Raw genomic sequence first — 21,526 nt, forward strand, 5'->3', positions numbered from 1 at the left:
CCTAGAGCTCCTCTCCAGCGGCCGTGAGCTCTGCCATGGCCTGCTCAAACTGTTCATCGTTGGGGGCTTTACCGTGCCAACCCACCTGGTTCTCCATAAAGGAGACGCCCTTGCCCTTTGTGGTCTCCGCGATAATGGCAGTCGGCTGCCCCTTGGTGGCGCGAGCCTCGGCAAAGGCAGCGCGGATCTGGTCGAAATCGTTGCCGTCGGCGAGCTCAACCACATGGAACTTAAAAGCACGGAACTTGTCGGCGAGCGGCATGGGGTCGTTGACTTCCTCGACGGGACCATCGATCTGCAGGCCGTTGTGGTCGACGATCACACAGAGGTTATCGAGCTGCTGGTTGCCGGCAAACATGGCGGCCTCCCAGACCTGGCCCTCCTCGCTCTCGCCATCGCCCAGCAGGGCGTACGTGCGGTAAGTATCGCCCCAGTGCTTGGCGGCAACGGCCATGCCCACGGCGGCGGAGATGCCCTGGCCGAGCGAACCGGTGGACATGTCAACGCCCGGAGTGTCGTTCATGTTGGGATGACCCTGCAGGTGGCTGCCGATGTGGCGCAGCGTCTTAAGATCCTCCTTGGGGAAGAACCCACGCTCGGCGAGCGCAGCGTACAGGCCAGGCGCACAGTGGCCCTTGGAAAGCACAAAGCGATCGCGGTCGGCCTTGCGGGGATGGGCCGGGTCGACGTTCATTTCCTCAAAGTACAGATAGGTCATGATGTCGGCAGCGCCGAGCGAACCGCCCGGATGGCCGGACTTGGCAGCGTGCACGCCGGTGACGATGCCCTTCCTTACCTCGTTGGCAACCTTTTTGAGCTCTTCGTCGCTCATTGTGCCTTCCTTTCATCCTCTTTAGACAAGATGCGCACGGCACGGAAAGGTAATCCCAACCCAGCCGCGATGCACGTACGTCATTCATTATGCTGGAAACTGAGGGCTTTACCAGAGTTTTTATCATTATTTGAACAATTTAGCAGGCAGAACCGCTGATGAAACGGTTTATCAATGTGAACGTCTTTTGGATGGGACGCGGTCGGCCCTACGCGCTAATGTCCTTGAATCCCTCGCCGAAAGCTTCCGTAACGTCGGCGACCGTCACAATGGCGTGAGGATCGCGCTCGCGCACGATCGTCTTAAGGGTATTGAGCTCTCGACGGCTCACGATGACCATAATCACCGGCTTCTCGGCACCCGAATACATGCCAGTCGCCTTAAACTTGGTACAACCACGACCCAGGCCATACATAATATCGGCAGCGATATCAGGGAACTTGTCCGAGATGATGAGTACCATACGGCGTTTGTTGCCACCATCGACCACGGCATCGATCACGTAGCCGCTAATGACCATCGAAAGGCCTGCATATAGTGCATTTTCGATTGAAAAGACCGGAGCCGACAGCGCACATACGGCAACATCGATCGCCATGACGGTCGAGCCCACGGGCAGCGAGGTATTACGCGAGATGATTTGGCCAATCGTGTCCGAGCCGCCGGTGTTGGCGCCGGCGCGCAGCACCATGCCATAACCGATGCCCGTAATAATGCCACCCCACATGGCAGGGAGCATCAGGTCCGCATCCGCCAGGGGTGCTACAAACGGGGCGAACAGGTCGGTGAAAAAGCCCAGCAGCACAAAGCCCGTCGCCGTCTGCACCACGTAGAACATGCCGCCCTCGCGCATAACGACCAGCAGCAGCAAGGCGTTCATCACGATCGTCTGAATACCAACGGGAAGCGATAGACCGCGCGATGCGCCGACCGCCTGGATAATGGTGGCAAGGCCCGTAACGCCACCGGCAGCAAGGCCGTTGGGAATCAAAAACAGGTCGGTCGCAATAGCGGCCAGAGCGCACCCCAACATAATCTGGGGCAGGTCGTGAAAGAAGTTCATCGAAAGAATGCGCTTAATGTCCAGACGATATGCCATGCTGCCTCCCTCAAAAAAGCGCACCCAAACGGATGCGCTTCGAACTTCTTGCTGTATTCGATTCTACCGATTCGCCGGACAAAAACCACCCCTGCGCAGGGTTTGCTTTGGATACAAAACCACCCTGCTCGGAGGGTTTTATCCATTTCCACATAAACCGGGCGGTTTATGCAGATGGGATCTCTGCGCCAGCGTTGCCAGTGGCCCAGCGATGGTAGCCAATAACAAACGGGTCCAGGTCGCCATCGTCAAGAACTGCCTCGACGTTGCTGGTCTCAACGCCCGTGCGTAGGTCCTTAACCATCTGATACGGGTAGAGCACGTAGCTGCGGATCTGGTTGCCAAAACCGATCGTGGTTTTGGGTCCGCGAATCTCATCGAGCGCCTCGGCGCGCTTCTCGAGCTCAATCTCGTACAGGCGAGCCTTGAGGATCTGCATGCACGCGGCCTTGTTCTGGATCTGGCTACGCTCGTTTTGGCAGGTAACCACAATGCCGCTGGGAAAATGCGTCACGCGCACGGCGGAGTCGGTGGTGTTGACACCCTGGCCGCCCGGGCCGCTTGCATGGTACACGTCCACGCGAATGTCATCGGGACTGATCTCGATATCGATATCATCGGGTAGCACGGGGATGACCTCGACGCCAGCGAACGTGGTCTGGCGGCGCTTCTTGTCGTCGGTGGGGCTAATGCGCACCAAGCGGTGGACGCCGGCCTCGGCGCGCAGCATGCCAAATGCATCCTTGCCCTCGACGGTAAAGGTCGCGCGGTCGATGCCGATGACCTCAGCAGCGGGGCAGTCGTTAATCGTGACCTTCCAGCCGCGACGCTGGCAGTACTTCATGTACATCTTAAAGAGCATGAAGGTCCAGTCCTGGGCCTCCAGACCACCCTGTCCGGGCTTGATGGTCACAATGGCATCGCCGTGATCGAACTCACCGGTAAACCAGCTCGAAAGCTCAAGCTCATCGATGGAACGGGCCAGCCGCTCAGCCGTGGCTGTAGCCTCCTCGCGAAGGGCGGCGGCGTCGGGGTCATCCCCCATCTCCTCGGCAAGCTCCAGCGCGGCGCGGGCGTCGGAAAGCTCGCCGCGCGCGTTGTCCACGGCAGCGATATCTTCCTTGGTGCGCGCGATTTCCTCCATGGTGGCACGGGCGGCGTCGGCGTCATCCCAAAAGCCGGGGGCCACGCTTTTGGCCTCGAGCTCGGTCACGCGCGTGCGCTTTTCGTCCAAGTGGAGATACGACTCGACCTCGCCGAGCCGGTCCGCAAACGCGTCCAGCTCGGCGGGCGTTACCTCTAAAGCCTCAGCCATTAACGATTCCTGCCGTGGCAGTACTTAAACTTCTTGCCGCTACCGCAGGGGCACGGGTCGTTGCGGCCCACGTTGACGTACGGATCGTCGCTCTCGGACTTGCGATAGGTGGTCACCTTGCCACCGTTGTTGACGGCAGCCGGACCACCCTGGACAGCCGTGCGGGCCTGCACCTGCGCCTGCTTGCGCAGCACCGAGTCGCCGTTGTCACCATCGACCTCGGCAGGACCGGAGAAGTGCGCACCCTCGAGCGCAGCTTCCTCCTTGTGCTCCACGGCACGCGGGGCAGCCTTGATCTCGATGCGCAGAACCGTGCGCAGGTAATCCTCGTACATGGTGTCGACGAGGATCTGGAACGCGCCGTAGGCCTCGGTCTTGTACTCGACCAGCGGGTCGCGCTGGCCAAAGCCGCGCAGGCCGATTCCGGTCTTGAGATAGTCCATCTCCTGCAGGTAGTTCATCCAGCGGGTATCGATGACGCGCAGCATGACCTGGGTGTTGAGCTCGCGCATCAGGTCCTCGCCCAAGCGCTCGGCCTTCATGTTGTAGCACTTCTCTACGTAAGCCAGGACATCGGCAGCCAGGGCCTCATAATCCTCGTCGGGGAACTTCGGCGTATCGATGTGGCCGGTGAGCTCCACAACCCACTTGCGCAGGCCCTCCAGATCGCGCTCGCCATCGTGACTGTCCTTGGTGCAGAACTCCTGCACGCAGCGGTACACGGTGTCGTGCATGACCTCGGTGATGTGGTCGGTCAGGTCCTTGCCGTCCAGAATCTTATTGCGCTCAGCGTAGATGACCTGGCGCTGCTTGTTCATGACGTCGTCGTACTCAAGAACGCTCTTGCGCATGGAGAAGTTGATGCTCTCGACCTTGTGCTGGGCGCTCTCGACGGCCTTGGAGATGATCTTGTGCTGGATGGGCATATCGTCGCCCATGTCGGCCGTGACCATCATCTTGGAGACGCGGTCCATCTTGTCGCCACCGAACAGGCGCATGAGGTCGTCCTCGAGCGACAGGTAGAACTGGGTCTCGCCCGGATCGCCCTGACGACCGGAGCGGCCGCGCAGCTGGTTGTCGATACGACGGGACTCGTGGCGCTCGGTGCCGATGACGGTCAGGCCGCCGGCGGCAAGCACGCGCTCGCGCTCGGCCTTGCAGGTCTCCTTGGCCTCGGTGTTAAACTGCTCGAGCTGCTCGGGCGTCACGTCCTCCATGGTCAGGCCCTCGTACTCAAGGCGCTCGCGCACCAGCTCGTCGGGGTTGCCGCCCAGCAGGATGTCGGTACCACGACCGGCCATGTTGGTGGCGATGGTCACGGCGCCGTAGCGTCCGGCCTGGGCAACGATATGAGCCTCGCGCTCGTGATGTTTAGCGTTGAGGACCTCGTGCGCGATGCCGCGCTTGGTAAGGGCGGCAGACAGCTTCTCGGAGCTCTCGATGGAGACGGTGCCCACCAGGACCGGTTGACCCTTGGCATGGCGCTGCTCGACATCGTCGGCAACGGCGTTGTACTTGGCCTGGATGGTGCGGTACACCAGGTCCTCGTGGTCAACACGCTGAACGGGTTTGTTGGAGGGGATGACCTCGACGGGCAACTTGTAGATCTCGCGGAACTCGGCATCCTCGGTGAGTGCCGTACCGGTCATGCCGGAGAGCTTGTCATACAGACGGAAGTAGTTCTGCAAGGTGATAGTGGCCAGCGTCTGGTTCTCCTCGCGTACGAGCACGCCCTCTTTGGCCTCGATGGCCTGGTGCAGGCCCTCGGAGTAACGGCGGCCTTCCATAATGCGACCGGTGAACTCGTCGACGATCTTGACCTCGCCGTTGGTGACCACATACTGCTTGTCGCGGTGGAACATGTACTGGGCCTTCAGCGCCTGCTGCAGGTGGTTGACCAGCTGGCCGGAGAGATCGGCATAGATGTCATCGATACCCAGGCGGCGCTCGATCTTCTTAAGACCACGCTCGGTGGCGGCGATGGTGTGCTTGGCCTCGTCCATGACGTAGTCGCCCGTGGGTTCAACGTCCTCGGTGGCGGTAAGCATGTCGTGCGACACGTCCTCGCCGCGCTCAAGGCCACGCACGGCACGCGCGAAGTCCTTGTAGGTACTGGCGGACTTGGTGCCAGCGCCCGAGATGATCAGCGGGGTGCGAGCCTCATCGATCAGGATGGAGTCAACCTCGTCGACGATGGCGTAGTTGTGGCCGCGCTGCACGCGCTGCTCGGGACGGGTAACCATGTTGTCGCGCAGGTAATCAAAGCCGAACTCGGAATTGGTACCGTAGGTGACGTCGGCCTGGTAGGCCGGGCGCTTGAGCTCGAGCGGCATGTTGTTCTGAAGCAGACCGACGGTCATGCCCAGGTACTTATAGATGCGGCCCATCCACTCGGAGTCGCGCTTGGCAAGGTAATCATTGACAGTAACGACGTGCACGCCCTTGCCGGCAATAGCGTTGAGATAGCCGGCCAACGTGGAGACGAGGGTCTTGCCTTCGCCGGTCTTCATCTCGGCGATATGACCCTCGTGAAGCGCCATGGCGCCGATGAGCTGCACATCAAAGTGGCGCATGCCCATAGTGCGCTTGGAAGCCTCGCGCACGGTGGCAAAAGCCTCGGGGAGCATGTCGTCGAGCGACTCGCCGTTGGCGTAGCGCTCACGGAACTTATCGGTCTGGGCGCGGAGCTCTTCCTCGGTCATCTTCTCAAACTGGGGCTCAAGACCGTTGATCTGGTCGACGATCTTGTAGTAGCGCTTAAGGTCCTTATCGGATCCAAAGGACAGCAGCTTTGACATGAATCCCATGTGGTTTTCCTTTTTGGCCATCGCCCACGCCGTGCAGCTGCGGGCGAGTTAAACACAGATGATTGTACTTTAGCCAAACAAGGCGCGGCCTATACGGTCGACCTCGACCGCCACGTAATAACTACGACCAACCTGCCAAAAAGGGACTGGTTTATTTTGGCAGGTTTTATCTGGGCAAACGCCGCCTCTCTGTCATTTGGTGCCACGGGGACAGGTTAGCTTGCACCAATAAAAAAGAAAAGGGCCGCGCACCCAAATGGATGCACGGCCCTCATGCCATGAATGCGAGTGATTCTGCGGCGAGCTATTTACTCAGCAGCCTCGGTGGTCTCGGCCTCGGCAGCGGCCTCCTCGACGGGAGCCTCTGCGGGAGCCTCGGCGGCCTGCTTGGCAGCCTCCTCGGCGAACTTAGCGGCACGCTTAGCCTTCTCGGCGGCCTTAACCTCAGCGGCGGCCTTGCGAGCGGCCTCGGCCTCAGCAGCCTTGGCGGCCTTGGCGGCCTTGGCCTCCTCAGCCTTCTTGAGCTGGGCGGCAGCGGCGCCACCGAACTTGTCGGCGAAGCGCTGGACGCGTCCACCGGTGTCGACGAACTTCTGCTGGCCGGTGTAGAACGGGTGGCACTCGTTGCAAAGCTCGACCTTCATCTCGGACACGGTAGCGTGCGTCTTGAAGGTGTTGCCGCAGGAGCACGTCACCGTGCACTCGACATACTGGGGATGGATACCCTGCTTCATGGTAGGACTCCTTATTGGTCAGGCGCTGGTTACCGATCAGCGCATAAGGCGTCTTGGTTTCCGACCAAGACAACAAACTCGGCTATGATACCACGGCGCCGCGTGTCCCACAAAAGGTTCACGGTCTTTTCGGAACGACACGAATCTGACCCATCGAAACACATCTCCACCGTTCCTTCAACTGGGAAAATGCCGTCCCCGGGGCCTGAGAAGGGCCCCGGGGACGTTCGACTGACTGCGGGAACGGCCTTTCCGCTCAATGTGTTCGGCTGAGATCGGAAATCAACCAAACTGAACTAGGTTCAGTTGACATGGTTAAAAACGAGGGGCGACGCTTTTGCGTCACCCCTCGTCCCGGCCGGTTGCTTTAGTTGTACACACGGTAGTTACACTTGAACTGGGTTATGTGTCCATAGTTGGAGCGGTACCAACCCGACGTATAGCTGATTGCCTCTGCGCCTAGATAGTCGTAGCCCTTGTTGTAGCGAAGCTGACGGTAGGTCGTGTCGTACTCTGCTACGTAAAACGTGTCTCCAGAGAAGGCTTTGTACCGGTCCTTAACCGTCGAAGCCATGTACGCGGGTTCGACATCGCCTTTCTCCCCGTTGAGCGCATAGACGGGTGCCGCGATTCCGCATAAAGCCGTTGCCACGAGGATGGCGTAGACAGCCATGCGCGACGCATTGGACTTCAGCTGTTCAAATAGTTTCATGTCATTCACCTCGCTCGTATGTATCGAGGTATTCCTGCTTGAGCGTCTGCGAGGACGACTTGATCTTTTCCACGAGCGTGCCGGCCTCGATGAAGTAGAACGAGTTGGTGAGGTCTGCCAGGTCGTCGAGCAGATGGCTTGAAATGAGCACGCTTCGTCCCCGCGCCACCTCGCTGCGCATCGCGTCGCAGGAGGTTTTCCGCTTTCCCGGATCGAGGCCGTTCAGCGGTTCATCGAGGATAAGGTACGGGCAATCGGTCGATATCGCCATGGCAAGCTTTACCTGCTGCTTCATTCCTGTCGAGAGTTTACGGGTCGGCTTGTCGAGATATGAGGAGATTCCGAGGGAGCTGCAGAGCGAGTCGATGTCGGTGGCCGATTTCCACGCCTCCCTAACGAAAGCAAGGTGCTCGAGGGCCGATAGCGTGGGATAGAGATCCGTGCCGCCTGAAGAGCTCAGGTAGACGAGTTCTGCAAATTCGGCTGATTGACGTTGGCTGATTCCGTCTGCCACCAGGCTTCCCGAGTGGATACGGGTGGGAAATTGGCCCGACAGCGCTTCAAGAAGGGTGGTTTTCCCCGAGCCGTTGGGAGCAACGAGGCCCGCCGCCGTTCCCGGGCTCAGGAAAAGCGACCCGATTGAAAGTATCGTCGTGCTTCCGTATCCCACGCTCGCGTCCAGAAGCTCGAGCCCATGGTGCTTTTTCGCGGGTCCAGGCTGTTTGGGGGAACGTGTCGCAACGGCGCCGACCGTAAAAAAGACCGCGACGTATGCCAGGGCCACGGCAAGCATCGATGCGCTGCCTGAACCGGAGCCAATGAATTCTGTCGGGAAGCATCCTACGTAACCCGTTGCCTCGATAGGCGAGAATACGGGCAGTGGCAGGAGCCCGAGCACGGCATTATGCCCTAGTGCCGAATCGGACAATAACGGGAATGCCGGGGCCGCGACAAGCAGCGCGGAGGTAAGGGGGCCCGCGAGGACGCGCCTCGTTGCGGTCGATAGGACGACGGAACAAACGGATATCAAGGTTCCGCCCGCAAGCAGCGCGAGAAGCAGGGCTGTGAAGACGTTTCCCGCGGTCGTGGTGGTAAGCGCGCCGTCATGGAAGAAGGCGATCGGGTACCCAATTTGCCCGAAGCCGTTTAGGACCAAGGCGTAAATGCCCCCGGGTGCGAGGCCGGCGAGGAGCATCGCGGTCCCCGCGACGATTATCGAAAACACGATCTGAATAAGGCGCCGGAATTTGGGCACGGGCGCCTTTGCCGCCAGGGTCCCGGGCCTTGTGGCGCCGAGCACGAGTATCGACGAGAGAAGGAAGGGGATGAAGGGAAGGAAAGACGGCGCCGTGGCAATGGCGTAAGGCAGGAAGGAAAGGAATGGCAGGTCGTTTGCGGAGGCCGGGATATCCGTGATGCCGGAGCTGCTCAGGGCACGGCAATATGCGAGCGCTGCGTCATTGGTCTCTTGGTCTCCCACGATGGACCCGGATTGGAAGCCTTCGCCCATGAGCGCGTAGTAGCTCTCGGCAGAATCGAGAAAGGCGGCGTCGGTTTGAGCGGCAAGGGCGGCGTTCGCGTATCTTGCAAGCTCCGCGTCGACTTGCTGCTCTGGAGATAGGTCTGTGCCGTTGGCCTGGGGCGCGCGCGTATTGAATGCGTCGACAAAGCTCTGCATGCCCTGTTTCATAAAGAAGGGCCCGTAGATGGGTGAATTGAACGCAATGGGGACGGAAAAGGCTGCAGCGAGAACGAGCGTACAAATCCATACGGCCTTGTCTCTTAGGATTAGTTTGAGAAGAAGTCGACAGTACATTTAGAAGCACCTACGTTCCTCAAAGAATTGTTAGATTAAAAGTAACAGACCGGATGAAGATACGTGCGACGGGGGCGAGGCGAATGGCTGAGCGGTATCGATATGCGGGTTCAACGGTATCACATTGGCCACATAGATTTTTAACTTGCATTTCTACCCGCCCTTTTCGTAGAGTCGCCGATACGTGCTTAGCGCACCCTCGGCGCGTCCGGCAGGCTTTGCGAAATGGGATCCAGGAGACTTCGGCGCAGCATCATCTTGCGGAATGCTTCTAATGAGCCTCCCATCCTTCAAAAACAGAATCTCATCGCACAGCCTATCGACCGAATCCAAGATGTGGGATGACATGATGATGCACGTACCAGAATCGGCCAGCTTCCTGAGAATCTCGGAATGCAAGTCCACCCTGCTGGGGTCGAGCGCGTTCATGGGCTCATCTAATAGAAGGTACCGCGCGCCCGTCGCATACGCAATCGCCAGGGTAAGCTGCTGCTTCATGCCCTGGCTCAGAGTGCGGACCCTCATCTTCGCGAACTCGCCTATCTGCGTTTGTTCCACTATCTCTTCGATATCGCGAGCATGCGGCCACATATCGCAAACCATCTTGAGGTGATCTTCCGCACGCAATCCGGGATACAGCAGCGTCCCCTCACCAGGTGCATAGAAGATCATAGAACGGACCTCTCTCGCACCCGTACCCTGCACCTCATCCAGAACGATGCTCCCGTCCACGCGAGGACCCGGCAAACCTGCCATCGCACGCAGCAACGTCGTCTTTCCATGCCCGTTCGGAGCGACGAGACCGTAGACCGTACCCGGGGCAAACTCAGCGTTCACCGAATCTACGAGCACCTTCTTTCCATAAGAGATCGTCAGCGTTTGAAGGTCAATCATCGAGATCATCCCCTTTCGATCTTTGGAACACTCAGGCGCACCATCAACGGAGATACGGCGCCCAAGACCACCAGCAGAGCGCCCGATGCGCCGACGACCTCTCCAAAAGGCATCGCGTTCGTCCCTCGCCCAAGGAACCCAATCGTCCCCACCTGGGAAGCGGGATCAAACGAGGCGAATGGAGCCAGCAGCGCGACGCCCATGCCCACGCTTTCAACATGAGCGCTCAACGAACCCAACACCAAGAGAACCGCGCAAACCATTCCGGTGACAACGGGGTTGCGGCTAATCGCTGCTGTCAACGCAGCGACGACGGAAATCACGCCGTATGCCATGACCAGCAACGGAATACTGCACAACACCGCCTCCCCCACCATGGACGTTGTCGAAGCTCCCGCCCGAATGAGAGCGACGGGATACTCCGATCCACCCGCACCGTTCTTAATCACGGACACAACGACAGCGGGAACCATCGACACCAAAAGCAGCACCAAGCCAAGCAGGAGAGCCAGCGCAACAGCCGTCAGAAAACGCACATGCGCTGTTGCGGGGATCTGGAGAACCAGAAGGGAACGACACTGCAGGTGGGTGCACGCGAGCGATGTGACAACCACGGGCAACAGCAAAAATAAGGAGGGAAGCGCTGCCTGGAGATACGAAAGGAGGATTAATGGGGGCATCTTCGTACTTAACTCGTAAACCTTGGGGTCCGGCAAGCTCGCGATCGACTCAAGCAGAAGGGCGCGCGCCTCCGCACGAGAAGGAGTCTCCGGCTCGATTCCGATCGATTGCAGGAGAGTCGCATCTGCCGCGCCCAGCTCACCTCGAGCGCGCTCGTACGTCGCAAGGCTTCGAAACCCCTCCGCAGGTATAGGCGCGTACACGAAACCCGAAAGAGCATCCCGCATGTCTTCCAGGGCCGCTTTGCCCTCGACGTCCATATTCGCAGCGTTCTGCTCTAGATACCGATCTATTGAACGGAGCTCCCCATCCCTATACCGAACAGCGGAAACGTTATCAGCGTCAGGAAACATCTCGACCAGAGCCGGGGCCAGCATCGTCGTCGACATTGCAATCGCGCATACGGCGAGGGTAGGAGAACGCAGGAGCAGTTTCCCCATCGTTCTTACGTATGCAACGGCGGAGGCACAAGCGCTCGAACGAGTTGCCGTTCTCGATGCAGTGAAGGAACCTCTCTCAAGACAAATCGGGGATATCGGGCACGCGCAGCCGCTCTTTCCAGCAACGCAAAGCAGGCTAATTGCCAGCACCTCGATCCCGATTGCGCATACGAGGGCAATCGCGCCACGCTCGAAGCAAAGTCCAGGCAGATTCACTATCTGCGTTGTCGGGTACGGGCTATAGGCGCCGACGGTCAACTCAGTGTTCGCATACGTAAGGGGATTCAACAGGGCGAACTCACGTAAAGCGATGGATCTTCCGTAATACCCGGGAACCATCATCACCCCCATCAGGGCACATACGAACACGATTCCAAGCGTAGGGTTATTGGCAATCTTCACGGCAAGGTGAACGACAAGCGAGATGAACGCTGCCACCAAGAATTGCAAGATGGCCGTCTGCGCGAACACCAGCCAAGCCGGTTTGATAACCGGAGTCGCATATTGAATGTAGCCTATCGGATAGAACGGCGAGCCCGGGCCATTCTTCACAAGCGCGGCGATTATCCCTGGAAGATTGATGGCGAGGACGGCAAGCATTGCAAAAACACTCGCCCATACGCTCGATGCAACAAGTCTACCCAGCTCGCCCATCGGTGCCTGGATGATGAGCTTTTCACGTTTGTTAAGACGCGCGGCAAGGAACGAGACGGCAACGGCCGTTGCGACCCATAGCAAGTACTCCTTCGATCCGTCATAATAGGTGTACTCTCCATCCGATATCTGCAGAAACGGAAGTAGGGGAGAGAGCGGTGCCAAGATAAGACGTCCCGCGGCAAGAGGGTACAGAAGCGCGGGCATGCTTGATGAAGAGGTATAGACACCGTCCTCCCCCGCATTCACAAGCGCATCCGCATAGGATGCTGACAATTCCTGCTCAACACGGGTTATTCCCGACTCGAGGTATTCGACCCGTCCGTCGATGCCAGCCGCGCTCCTGAAGACGGGCAGAGCACAAAGAACCATCAACGCAACAACGACAACACAGAGCGACCTGGAGGAGAGAAGCGACCTAAAGATCGCCTTCGAGATTTTGAGCATATTCATCGCCAACCTTAACCTCATCCAGTCGGAACAGAGGGGCCGAACAAAATGCTCGGCCCTTATTACTTGCCGGCAAAGTCAATTTAACATAAACTGTTAAAAAGTAACCTGAGTTTTTTAAATTCTTCGGAGGTTATTATGAGTTCCGACAATCGCACTCCCCGGCTTCATTCCTTCCGCATCGCATGTGCGATAGCCTCTGCGACCCTTTGCGCCACCGCCATCGCACAAGTGGCGTTCTCCTTAAAGCCAGCAATCGAAGTGCTCGACAACCCTGTAATTGCAGACTCCCCCGCGTATCCAGCCCTTGCGATCTCGACATTGGTCCCTGCCGCCATCGGTATCGCTACGACCATCCTCAGCGCCGTTCTCGTGTGGACGATCAAGAGCGGAGACCCCTTCAAGAAAGGGTCTGCGACATGCTTGAAGGTGCTCGGCATTCTCTTCGTTGTTCAAGCTGCCACCAGCCTCTACGCCGGCTCACTCAAAACCTCCGTTTCGATGTTTGGCGGCGAGGGGGCCGTCGGCGCCCAAGAGATCGCTTCATCATTCGATTGGACCTCTCTGGTTCTCGGCATCGTCCTGTTCATGCTTTCCCAGCTCTTCTTGTACGCCCGAGAGCTGTACCTCGACTCCGACGAGATTGCGTAAGGAAACGCCATGCCCGTAATTGTTCGCCTCGACAAGATCATGGCCGAGCGAAAGATTTCCTCGAACGAACTTGCCGAAAGGATTGGAACCACGCCCGTGAACCTGTCCCGTATTAAAAAAGGGCATATTCGCGGCATTCGCTTCAACACACTCGAGCAGCTATGCCTCGCCCTTCGTTGCCAACCCGGAGACCTTCTCGAAGTCATGAGCGAAGAGGATGCCCGAAAGGAGTTCGGACTCGATTGGTCCGCCGAGGATTAGAGGGCGGTCGTACTCGCCCTGCACACGGGGATGCGAATCGGCGAGGTCTGCGGCCTTCGGTGGTGCGATGTGGATTTCGAGACGGGCCTGATCTCGATCAGACACTCGGTGGCGTACGCGAAGGGAATGGGTTCGTTCATCAAGGACACCAAGACCCATGACGCCAGGGGTATCCCCATCGACCCGGTCGGCCTACTCCCCTTCCTGAAGGAGACCCACGAGATCGACTGCGGAAAGCTGCGCTTGCGCGGCCTTACCGGGGCGGTCGAGATCGGGGACTGCTACATCCTGTCGGAGCCGGGCGCGACCTTCGCGACGACAAGCTATATCCGCAGGGCGTTCAAGACGTTCTCGGAGACCAACGGCCTCATGGGCACCAACGACGAGCTGATCACGTTCCACGGCCTTCGCCACACGTTCGCAACGCAGTGGATCCGCCAAGGCGGCGATATCAAGGCGCTCCAATCGATCCTCGGCCACAAGGACGCCATGGCGACGCTCAACGTCTACGCCGACATCGAGCCCATCTCCAAAATCCATAACATGCTGCGCGCCACGCCGTGCCTTTGGCGCGGGCACCTCGGGCCGAGGGTCGATCCGGGTCCCATGTTCCAACAGAGGATCCAGGAGTCCATCGAGACGCTCCAGGCGTTCGGCTACGGCATCACCGAGCCGGACGACCGAAATATCGCCATACGCGACGTGAAGACGAGCAGTTGGCTCTAGCTCACCGAGTACGCGGCAGTGCTGGGCCCATCCCAACTGAGGTCACGGTGGTCCGATAGGGGCGCCGCCCGCGGCATGCGCCGCGGAGCGGTATCCCCTACCGAAGGGCGGGGATGCCCTCCGCTTCCAGTTCGGAATCAGCCGTCGGAGGCGTTCGGCTGACTGCGGGAACGGCCTGTCCGCTCAATGTGTTCGGCTGAGATCGGAAATCAACCCAACACGAGCCGGACACGCGCCAGACGGCTCTTCCCCGTACGGCCTTCCCCCTTACGCTCATGTTGCAGGCATGTAACGCCGCAGCGAGCGCGCCTTTTTTGCGCCAGACAGGTACAATGATGAACACTGTACCGTAGCGGAGCGCCCCGCGCGCGCCGCAATCACGCGAAAGGGTTTCCCATGGCCGAGATCTCGTCCTCCCGTATCGTCATCACCGTCCTTGGCAAGAACCGCCCCGGCATCGTCGCCGGCGTCACCCGTGTCCTAGGCGAGGCCAACGTCGACATCCGCGACATCACGCAGTCCATTATCGAGGACATCTTCACCATGACCATGCTGGCCGATACCGCCGAGTCCAAGCTCGACTTCGCCGAGCTGCAGAAGGCGCTGGCCGAGGCCGGCGAGCTTTCGGGCGTCAACGTGTCCATCCAGCGCGAGGACGTCTTCAACTTTATGTACCGCCTGTAGCGAGCAAGCCGCTGGGGATAGCCTGACGCGCGCATGCCCATGCAAGTCACCCCGATGCGGCCCGGAGAGGAGCGCGCATGGCCTACGACGCCAAGAAAATCTATTACCGCTTCGATGACCACTTGAGCCGCCTGGTTCTGGATTACGAAGCAAGCCGCCAGATTTCGCCTGAGAGCGAAAGCCTCTACCACGGCCTGCCGACCGACCCTTATGACGAGGGCCTGTTTGTTGAGCACAATGTCAAGCGCGGCCTGCGCAATGCCGACGGCTCGGGCGTGGTCGCGGGCCTCACTCGCATCTCGGATGTGCACGGCTACAACAAGGTCGACGGAAAGGTCGTGCCCGATCAGGGCAAGCTCACGCTTCGCGGCTACAGCATCGAGGATCTGGTCAACAATGCCCAGGCCGAGAATCGCTATGGCTACGAAGAGGTCGCCTACCTGCTCATCACGGGCTCGCTGCCCAACAAGGAAGAGCTCGACGGCTTTTGCGAGCGCCTGGGCGCCTTTAGACATCTGAGCGACGAGTACGTCAAAGAGTTCCCTATGACCACGGTGTCGTCGAGCATCATGAATGTGCTTCAGCGCGCCGTGTTGTTGCTCTACGCCTTCGACGCCGAACCCGACGTCATTACGCCCGAGCACGAAATCGACGTCGCCATCTCCATGCTCGCCCGCCTCCCCCGCATCGCCGCCTTCGCGCATATGGCCTCGGTCGCCAAGCGCCGCGGCTCCGAGGTTCATGTGCCGCACCCCACGCCCGGCCTTTCCACCGCCGAGACCATCCTGCAGGTGTTGCGCGGCGGCATGGCATTCAACCGTGACGAAGCCATGCTGCTCGACGTGATGCTCATGCTGCATGCAGAGCACGGCGGCGGCAACAACTCCACGTTCGCCTGCCGCGTGCTGTCCTCCTCGGCCACCGACCCGTATTCTGCCTACGCCGCGGCTATCGGCTCGCTCAAGGGCCCGCGCCACGGCGGCGCCAACGCCAAAGTCGTGTCCATGCACGAAGACATCCGCGCGCATGTTTCCAACTGGGAAAACGAGGACGAGGTCGCGGCCTACCTGGGCAAGATTCTCGACAAGCAGGCTTTCGACGGCACCGGCCTCATCTACGGTATGGGCCACGCCGTCTACACGCTGAGCGACCCGCGCGCCGAGGTGTGCCGCCGTTACGCGCGCACGCTTGCCGCCAAGAAGGACTTGGGCGAGGAGTTCGCGCTCATCGAGCGCATCGAGCGCTTGGCCCCGCAAGTGATGCGCGATCACGGCATGACCAAGCCCATCTGCGCCAACATCGACCTGTACACGGGCTTTATCTACAAGATGCTCGGCGTGCCCGAGACGCTCTTTACGCCGCTATTTGCCGTCGCCCGCATGGCCGGCTGGTCGGCGCACCGCATGGAAGAGCTCTTCTGCGCGCACCGTATTATTCGCCCGGCCTATCGTCCGGTGTTCGAGCCGCTAGCGTACAAGCCGCTCGCCGACCGCTAGGACGCGAACCGTTATAGAACTCGAGCGTGGCCAGGGCATCGCCGCCCTCGGCCACGCTTTTTATGCCAGCAGAAAGGGCTGTATCAAATGATTGTGTTTTCCGATATGGACGGAACGCTGCTGACGAGCGATAAGCAAATGAGCAATGCCACCTGGTCGATGCTCGACGAACTCGCTCGACGCGGAATTGAATTTGTGCCCTGCACGGGACGTCCGCTGTCGGGCATCTTTGAGCCCATCCTCGCCCATCCCTCCGTGCACTATGCCGTCTGCGCCAATGGCGCCAGCGTCTGGCAGCTCGACGACGATGTGCCCAACGATGCCTCGCGCGCCACGCGCATTTTGAGCCGTCCGCTCGATCGCGGCATTGCTCATCGCGTCCATCGCATCGCCGCCGGCCACGATGTGACCTTCGATATCTTCGCGGATGGGCAGTGCTTCCTCCCCCGCTCGCTCTACACGCGCCTGGACGAATTCTGCGGCGGCGACCCCCACATCGCGGCTTCGCTCAAGCGCACACGAACACCGATCGACATGGATATCGACAGCAAGATCGACGGGGTCGAGACGCTCGAACGCATCGCCATGTACTGGCACGACCCGGCCGATCGCGACGCCATCGCGGCTGAGCTCGACACGCTCGGAGGCATTGAGGTCACGCGTTCTTACGCCATGAATATCGAGGTCATGGGTGAGGGCGCCACCAAGGGAACGGCCCTCACGTGGCTATGCGAGCACCTGGGCAAGCGTCTCGCCGACGCCTGGGCGTTCGGCGACAACATCAACGACATCCCCATGCTGCAGGCAGCGGGCCACGGCATGGCCATGATCAACGCCGAGCCCGAAGACCGCGAGGCCGCCGACGCCGTCACCGGATACGACAACGACCACGACGGCGTCGCCCACACCATCATGGCCGCCCTCGCCTAGCAGCAGCAACCCGGCAGAAAAGGAACGTCCCTAACTGCTGGATTAAGCAAGGCTCTCCAGAACACGGCGGAGTTCTTGCTGGACGGCGTGGTCGCGGTTACAACCCACCACGCGATCGGCCACCGCCTTAAGCGCGGGGCGCGCGTTTTCCATCGCGCAGCCCGTGCCGACAAAGCGAATGATCTCGTAGTCGTTCATCGAGTCGCCAAACGCCATGACCTCGTCGCGACCAATGCCGTAATGCTCCGCGAGCTGCGCGATACCCGAGGCCTTCGACACACCGGGCTGCATGGCATCGATCCACGCGTTGCCCGAAGGCGCAAAAGTAAAGAGCTGACCAAGTTCGCGCTGTAGCACGTACGCACTGTCCATAACCGCACTGTCGTCGCAAAAGATACTCGCTTTGATGATATTTACGCTGGGATCGGGCAGCTCCCAAATACGCTCGGCATTGGGAAGGTCCTTATCGACCTCACGCACGAACTTGCACTCGTCATCGAGCAGGAAGGACTTGGTTCGGTCAAAGAGCGCAAGATGCAGATTGGGAAACGTCCTGACGGCTTGGGCGAGCCTTCGAATCGCCAGGTGGGAATACACCTCACGGTCTACCATCTTACCGTCGGCGTAGACTTGGGCGCCGTTAGCGGCGACATAGTCCATCTTGTCGCGAACGGGCGCAAAGAACTCGCACAGGCGATCGTAGCGACGACCTGACGATGCGGCGAAATGCACGCCATGCTCGTGTAGCGCCAGAATCAGTTCGTAGGTCTCGGGAGGCACCTGGCCGTTTTCGTCAAGCAGTGTGCCGTCCATATCGGATGCAATCAGTTTAAACATAGAAAAGCTCCCCTCGGGCTTGTTGGAATCGAACGTGTATCCGATTCCAACGTACCCAAAGGGAGCTCAAATAAGACTCCGCGGGCGTAAACGTTACAAGGACCTGGCAAATAGCTCACACATGCCAGAGGTCTCACGGTCGCGGCGTCAGGCGACACACCACCCCGACGGCTAGTCGTTTAAGAACGTCCCCGATGACTAGTCGGCGTAGGTGAAGGTCGTGACGTCGAACATGCCCTCGGGGCGGATGCGGAGCGTCGGGATTACCGGCAGGGGCAGGAAAATGATGCCCATGATGGGGTCGAGCGGCGGCTCGATACCCATGGCGCGCGCCTTGACCATAAAGTCGTCGTGCTGCGCGGCGACATCCTCGGCCGTGCCCTCGCTCATAAGGCCACCGAGCGCCAGCGGAATGCGCGCCACGACCTCGCCGTTGCGCACCAGCACGTGGCCGCCCTGGCCCACGGCCTCAACGGCAGCCATCATATCCGCCGCGTTGTCGCCCACCACGCACACGTTGTGCGAGTCGTGGCCAATCGTGGAGGCAATGGCGCCACCCGTGATGGTAAAGCCGCGCACCCAGCCGCGACCGATATGCTTGCCAACCAAGCCCAGACCCGCGGGGCCGTCACCGTCGGCGCCCTCGGCCTGCAGCGACACGCCGCGGCCGTGGCGCTCGATCAGCATAATGCGGCGCAGGCCCTCGGCACTCTCGGGGCGAGCCATACCTGTGATAGCCATACCCGGGATGACATCGATAACGGCCTCGCCCGGCTTAAAGGCATAGTCAAACACGTCGAGCGAAAGCTTCGGCAGCTTAACGGAGGCGCGCAGCTCATCGGCAAGGGCCGCAACCTCGGCCATCTCGGGTGCGATCTCGCCCACAAAGGTGCCGTCCTGCGCCACCAGAGCACCGGCGGCATATACGCGATGCGGAGCCGTAGCAAACGTCAGGTCATTGAGCACCAGCAGGTCGGCACGCTTGCCCGGGGCAATCGCACCACGCAACTCGTGCGGGTCGCGGCAGCCGTGATCCAGGCCAAACGCCTCGGCCGTGGAGAGGGACGCCATAGAGATAGCGACCACGGGGTCGATACCGGCCTCAATCGCCACGCGGCAGGCATTGTCGATCATGCCAGTCGCAAGCGCATCGGAAGGGGCGCGGTCGTCAGTCGCAAAGCAGCAGCGGCGGGCGCGCGCGGGGTTCTCCAGCAGCATCGGCGACAGATTGGCCAGGTCATGGCTGCACGTGCCCTCGCGCAGCATCACGTACATGCCACGAGACAGTTTATCGAGCGCCTCCTCGGGAATCGTCGACTCGTGATCGGCGATAATGCCCGCCGCGGCATAGGCATTAAGGTCCTTGCCGGCAACGAGCGGTGCATGGCCGTCGACCTGCTTGGACGGCGTCTGGTTGGCAGCATCGATGCGAGCACAGGTCTCGGGGTCGGCCATAAAGACACCCGGCAGGTTCATCATCTCGCCCAGGCCAAAAACATCGCCCGGATGCTCGGCAAAAAACGCCTGCATGTCAGCGGCGGTAATCACAGCGCCCGCTTGCTCATCGGGCAGCGCGGGCACGCACGAGGGCATCATGTACTTGATGGAAATGGGCGCGCGGCGACCGTCCTCGATCATAAAGTGCAGGCCGTCCAGGCCCGCCACGTTGGCGATCTCGTGGCTGTCGGCAATGGCGGTGGTAGTACCGCGCGTCGCCGCCATGCGCGCATACTCGGCGGGGCGGATGTTCGAGGACTCAATGTGCAGATGTCCGTCGATAAAGCCGGGGGCGAGATAGCGACCCTGGCAGTCGATAACCTCGGCAGCCTCATAGGTGCCGGCGGCATCGTCGCGACCGTCGTAGAGCACGCCGACGATTACGCCGCCCTTGACGGCAACGCTACCGGGCGCCACGCGCTGACCGTACACGTCGACAATCTGCGCATTGGTAAACAGCGTGTCGACGGGCACGCGCCCCTCGGCAGCATCGATCACAGACCTCATGACCTCAACGGACATACATACTCCTTTAACCGTAGAAAAAAGCTGCGGAGCGGACAGACCTTCACCGCAGCAAGCCAATAGCCATTGTATGCCCAAAAGAAAGTCCCGCTAACACCCCTTCCGCTTAACGGCACCGCCAAATGATCCCTCCGTCCCCAAGGGATCGTCGTAACCAAAAAGGCCGCAGTCGGGATTCCCGGCTGCGGCCTTATTGCACTTGTGAGGTCAACTCGCTCGTTAGACCAACTTAAAGCCCTTGCGCTTGCCCACGGAGAGGGTGTCGCCCAGCTTGAGGGCGCTCGGATCGATGTTGTAGCTCTTGGGAGCCACAGCCTTGCCGTTGATCTTGACGCCGCCGCCGTCAATGTCGCGGCGGGCCTGACCGGCGCTGGCCGAAAGGCCCAGGTCCTTGAGCAGGCCAGCGAGGTAAATCTGGCCCTCGTCGTTGACGGTCAGCTCAACGTGCTTCTCGGGGAAGTCGGCAAGCTGGCCCTCCTTGAACACACGGTCGAACTCGGCCTGGGCCTCGTCGCCGGCGCCGGCGCCGTGGTAGGTGTCGCACAGGTCGCGGCCCAATGCGCGCTTGAGCTCATAGGGATCGGCGGAACCGTCGGCCAGGGCGGCGTCGATCTTGTCGACCTCGGCCGGGGTGAGCGAGCTGGCCAGACGATAGTACTTGCCGATCATCTCGTCGGGAATGGACATGGTCTTGCCGAACATATCCTTGGGAGCATCGGTCAGGCCGATGTAGTTGCCGTAGGACTTGGACATCTTGCGCACGCCGTCGGTGCCCTCGAGCAGCGGCATGGTGAGCGCAATCTGCGGCTCCATGCCCATCTTCTCCATGAGCTCGCGGCCGGCGAGCAGGTTGAAGAGCTGGTCGGTGCCGCCCATCTCGACGTCGGCCTTGATCTGAACGGAGTCGAAGGCCTGCATCACGGGGTACAGGAACTCGTGCAGGGCAATCGGCGTCTGGGACTGGTAGCGCTTGGTAAAGTCGTCGCGCTCGAGGATGCGAGCGACGGTGAACTTGGAGCACACCTGCAGCAGGCCGGCCAGGTCCATCGAAAGGATCCAGTCGCCGTTATGCACGATGGTGGTCTTCTCGGGGTCCAGAATCTTCATGGCCTGGCTCACGTAGGTCTCGGCGTTGGCCTCGATCTGCTCCTGCGAAAGCTGCGGACGCGTGGAGTTCTTGCCCGAGGGGTCGCCGATCAGCGCGGTGCCGTTGCCGATGATAAGGGTGACGTTGTGGCCCAGGTCCTGGAACTGACGCATCTTGCGCAGGGGCACGGCATGGCCCAGGTGCAGGTCGGGGCTGGTGGGATCGACGCCGAGCTTGATGTTGAGGGGCTCGCCCTTCTCAAGCTTCTTGCGAAGGTCGGCCTCGGGGACGATCTGCGCTGCACCCGAGGTGATGATACGCATTTGCTCGTCAACAGACAGCATTGGGTATCCTCCTTTTGCTATAGCACCCTCACCGGATACGGCGGTGCTGGAAGT

General features: G+C 60.3%; 18 protein-coding genes. 6 read left to right on the top strand and 12 right to left on the bottom strand.

The annotated features are described in order from the left end of the window. Position 1: 1 nt before the first annotated feature. The 9 genes from AAAV21_RS03875 to AAAV21_RS03915 all read right to left on the bottom strand — a co-directional run bounded on the left by AAAV21_RS03875 (position 2) and on the right by AAAV21_RS03915 (position 12,437). A complete protein-coding gene (locus tag AAAV21_RS03875; protein ID WP_349107625.1) occupies positions 2-832 on the bottom strand; it encodes a transketolase in 831 nt (276 codons plus the stop codon). 208 nt (positions 833-1,040) lie between these two features. After that, the gene (locus AAAV21_RS03880; RefSeq protein ID WP_035137417.1) at positions 1,041-1,931 is read right to left on the bottom strand and encodes a YitT family protein; all 891 of its coding nucleotides are present in this window, start codon (positions 1,929-1,931) and stop codon (positions 1,041-1,043) included. 166 nt (positions 1,932-2,097) lie between these two features. Further along, positions 2,098-3,246 (bottom strand): peptide chain release factor 2, encoded by a 1,149-nt coding sequence (gene prfB / locus AAAV21_RS03885; protein WP_349107627.1) that lies wholly within the window; start codon positions 3,244-3,246, stop codon positions 2,098-2,100. Next, positions 3,246-6,053 (bottom strand): preprotein translocase subunit SecA, encoded by a 2,808-nt coding sequence (gene secA, locus AAAV21_RS03890; protein ID WP_349107629.1) that lies wholly within the window; start codon positions 6,051-6,053, stop codon positions 3,246-3,248. Before secA ends, prfB begins: the two co-directional genes overlap by 1 nt. Positions 6,054-6,361: 308 nt before the next feature. Then, positions 6,362-6,787: a 50S ribosomal protein L31 gene (gene rpmE / locus AAAV21_RS03895; RefSeq protein ID WP_349107631.1), complete on the bottom strand. Its 426-nt coding sequence runs from the start codon at positions 6,785-6,787 to the stop codon at positions 6,362-6,364. Positions 6,788-7,154: 367 nt separating this feature from the next. Further along, positions 7,155-7,499, bottom strand: a complete 345-nt coding sequence (locus AAAV21_RS03900; RefSeq protein WP_006235302.1) for a hypothetical protein — start codon at positions 7,497-7,499, stop codon at positions 7,155-7,157. Between the two features lies 1 nt (position 7,500). After that, positions 7,501-9,189, bottom strand: coding sequence for an ABC transporter ATP-binding protein (locus AAAV21_RS03905; protein ID WP_349107634.1), 1,689 nt, complete (start codon positions 9,187-9,189; stop codon positions 7,501-7,503). Between the two features lie 279 nt (positions 9,190-9,468). Then, positions 9,469-10,209, bottom strand: a complete 741-nt coding sequence (locus AAAV21_RS03910) for an ABC transporter ATP-binding protein (protein ID WP_349107635.1) — start codon at positions 10,207-10,209, stop codon at positions 9,469-9,471. Between the two features lie 5 nt (positions 10,210-10,214). Next, complete coding sequence (locus tag AAAV21_RS03915; protein ID WP_349107638.1) at positions 10,215-12,437, bottom strand: hypothetical protein; 2,223 nt, start codon at positions 12,435-12,437, stop codon at positions 10,215-10,217. A 135-nt stretch (positions 12,438-12,572) separates the two neighbouring features. On the opposite strand from AAAV21_RS03915, the gene AAAV21_RS03920 reads away from it, so the two are divergent. From AAAV21_RS03920 to AAAV21_RS03945, 6 genes are all read left to right on the top strand, one after another. Then, complete coding sequence (locus tag AAAV21_RS03920) at positions 12,573-13,085, top strand: hypothetical protein (protein ID WP_349107639.1); 513 nt, start codon at positions 12,573-12,575, stop codon at positions 13,083-13,085. Positions 13,086-13,094: 9 nt separating this feature from the next. After that, positions 13,095-13,346: a helix-turn-helix transcriptional regulator gene (locus AAAV21_RS03925; protein WP_006235292.1), complete on the top strand. Its 252-nt coding sequence runs from the start codon at positions 13,095-13,097 to the stop codon at positions 13,344-13,346. Between the two features lie 18 nt (positions 13,347-13,364). Then, a complete protein-coding gene (locus AAAV21_RS03930; protein ID WP_349107809.1) occupies positions 13,365-14,072 on the top strand; it encodes a site-specific integrase in 708 nt (235 codons plus the stop codon). 396 nt (positions 14,073-14,468) lie between these two features. Continuing rightward, positions 14,469-14,756, top strand: a complete 288-nt coding sequence (locus AAAV21_RS03935) for an ACT domain-containing protein (protein ID WP_006235289.1) — start codon at positions 14,469-14,471, stop codon at positions 14,754-14,756. A 77-nt stretch (positions 14,757-14,833) separates the two neighbouring features. Then, positions 14,834-16,252, top strand: coding sequence for a citrate synthase (locus AAAV21_RS03940; protein ID WP_349107641.1), 1,419 nt, complete (start codon positions 14,834-14,836; stop codon positions 16,250-16,252). Positions 16,253-16,339: 87 nt separating this feature from the next. After that, on the top strand, positions 16,340-17,182 hold the full coding sequence (locus tag AAAV21_RS03945) for a Cof-type HAD-IIB family hydrolase (protein WP_349107643.1): 843 nt from the start codon (positions 16,340-16,342) through the stop codon (positions 17,180-17,182). A 42-nt stretch (positions 17,183-17,224) separates the two neighbouring features. Here AAAV21_RS03945 and AAAV21_RS03950 read toward each other — a convergent pair whose 3' ends face one another. From AAAV21_RS03950 to tyrS, 3 genes are all read right to left on the bottom strand, one after another. Continuing rightward, positions 17,225-18,019 (bottom strand): HAD family hydrolase, encoded by a 795-nt coding sequence (locus AAAV21_RS03950; protein WP_349107645.1) that lies wholly within the window; start codon positions 18,017-18,019, stop codon positions 17,225-17,227. Positions 18,020-18,217: 198 nt separating this feature from the next. Continuing rightward, the gene (locus AAAV21_RS03955; protein WP_349107647.1) at positions 18,218-20,038 is read right to left on the bottom strand and encodes an adenine deaminase C-terminal domain-containing protein; all 1,821 of its coding nucleotides are present in this window, start codon (positions 20,036-20,038) and stop codon (positions 18,218-18,220) included. 222 nt (positions 20,039-20,260) lie between these two features. Beyond that, on the bottom strand, positions 20,261-21,472 hold the full coding sequence (gene tyrS, locus AAAV21_RS03960) for a tyrosine--tRNA ligase (protein WP_035137437.1): 1,212 nt from the start codon (positions 21,470-21,472) through the stop codon (positions 20,261-20,263). Positions 21,473-21,526 lie beyond the last annotated feature (54 nt).

Source organism: Collinsella sp. CLA-AA-H302, from assembly GCF_040093305.1.
In the GTDB taxonomy this organism is placed as follows: Bacteria; Actinomycetota; Coriobacteriia; order Coriobacteriales; family Coriobacteriaceae; genus Collinsella.

What these genes read in the sequence shown, in the direction of transcription:
- AAAV21_RS03875 (WP_349107625.1), bottom strand. Translation starts at nt 832, where the DNA reads ATGAGCGACGAAGAGCTCAAAAAGGTTGCCAACGAGGTAAGGAAGGGC.
- AAAV21_RS03880 (WP_035137417.1), bottom strand. Translation starts at nt 1,931, where the DNA reads ATGGCATATCGTCTGGACATTAAGCGCATTCTTTCGATGAACTTCTTT.
- prfB (WP_349107627.1), bottom strand. Translation starts at nt 3,246, where the DNA reads ATGGCTGAGGCTTTAGAGGTAACGCCCGCCGAGCTGGACGCGTTTGCG.
- secA (WP_349107629.1), bottom strand. Translation starts at nt 6,053, where the DNA reads ATGGGATTCATGTCAAAGCTGCTGTCCTTTGGATCCGATAAGGACCTT.
- rpmE (WP_349107631.1), bottom strand. Translation starts at nt 6,787, where the DNA reads ATGAAGCAGGGTATCCATCCCCAGTATGTCGAGTGCACGGTGACGTGC.
- AAAV21_RS03900 (WP_006235302.1), bottom strand. Translation starts at nt 7,499, where the DNA reads ATGAAACTATTTGAACAGCTGAAGTCCAATGCGTCGCGCATGGCTGTC.
- AAAV21_RS03905 (WP_349107634.1), bottom strand. Translation starts at nt 9,189, where the DNA reads ATGAAACAGGGCATGCAGAGCTTTGTCGACGCATTCAATACGCGCGCG.
- AAAV21_RS03910 (WP_349107635.1), bottom strand. Translation starts at nt 10,209, where the DNA reads ATGATTGACCTTCAAACGCTGACGATCTCTTATGGAAAGAAGGTGCTC.
- AAAV21_RS03915 (WP_349107638.1), bottom strand. Translation starts at nt 12,437, where the DNA reads ATGAATATGCTCAAAATCTCGAAGGCGATCTTTAGGTCGCTTCTCTCC.
- AAAV21_RS03920 (WP_349107639.1), top strand. Translation starts at nt 12,573, where the DNA reads ATGAGTTCCGACAATCGCACTCCCCGGCTTCATTCCTTCCGCATCGCA.
- AAAV21_RS03925 (WP_006235292.1), top strand. Translation starts at nt 13,095, where the DNA reads ATGCCCGTAATTGTTCGCCTCGACAAGATCATGGCCGAGCGAAAGATT.
- AAAV21_RS03935 (WP_006235289.1), top strand. Translation starts at nt 14,469, where the DNA reads ATGGCCGAGATCTCGTCCTCCCGTATCGTCATCACCGTCCTTGGCAAG.
- AAAV21_RS03940 (WP_349107641.1), top strand. Translation starts at nt 14,834, where the DNA reads ATGGCCTACGACGCCAAGAAAATCTATTACCGCTTCGATGACCACTTG.
- AAAV21_RS03945 (WP_349107643.1), top strand. Translation starts at nt 16,340, where the DNA reads ATGATTGTGTTTTCCGATATGGACGGAACGCTGCTGACGAGCGATAAG.
- AAAV21_RS03950 (WP_349107645.1), bottom strand. Translation starts at nt 18,019, where the DNA reads ATGTTTAAACTGATTGCATCCGATATGGACGGCACACTGCTTGACGAA.
- AAAV21_RS03955 (WP_349107647.1), bottom strand. Translation starts at nt 20,038, where the DNA reads ATGTCCGTTGAGGTCATGAGGTCTGTGATCGATGCTGCCGAGGGGCGC.
- tyrS (WP_035137437.1), bottom strand. Translation starts at nt 21,472, where the DNA reads ATGCTGTCTGTTGACGAGCAAATGCGTATCATCACCTCGGGTGCAGCG.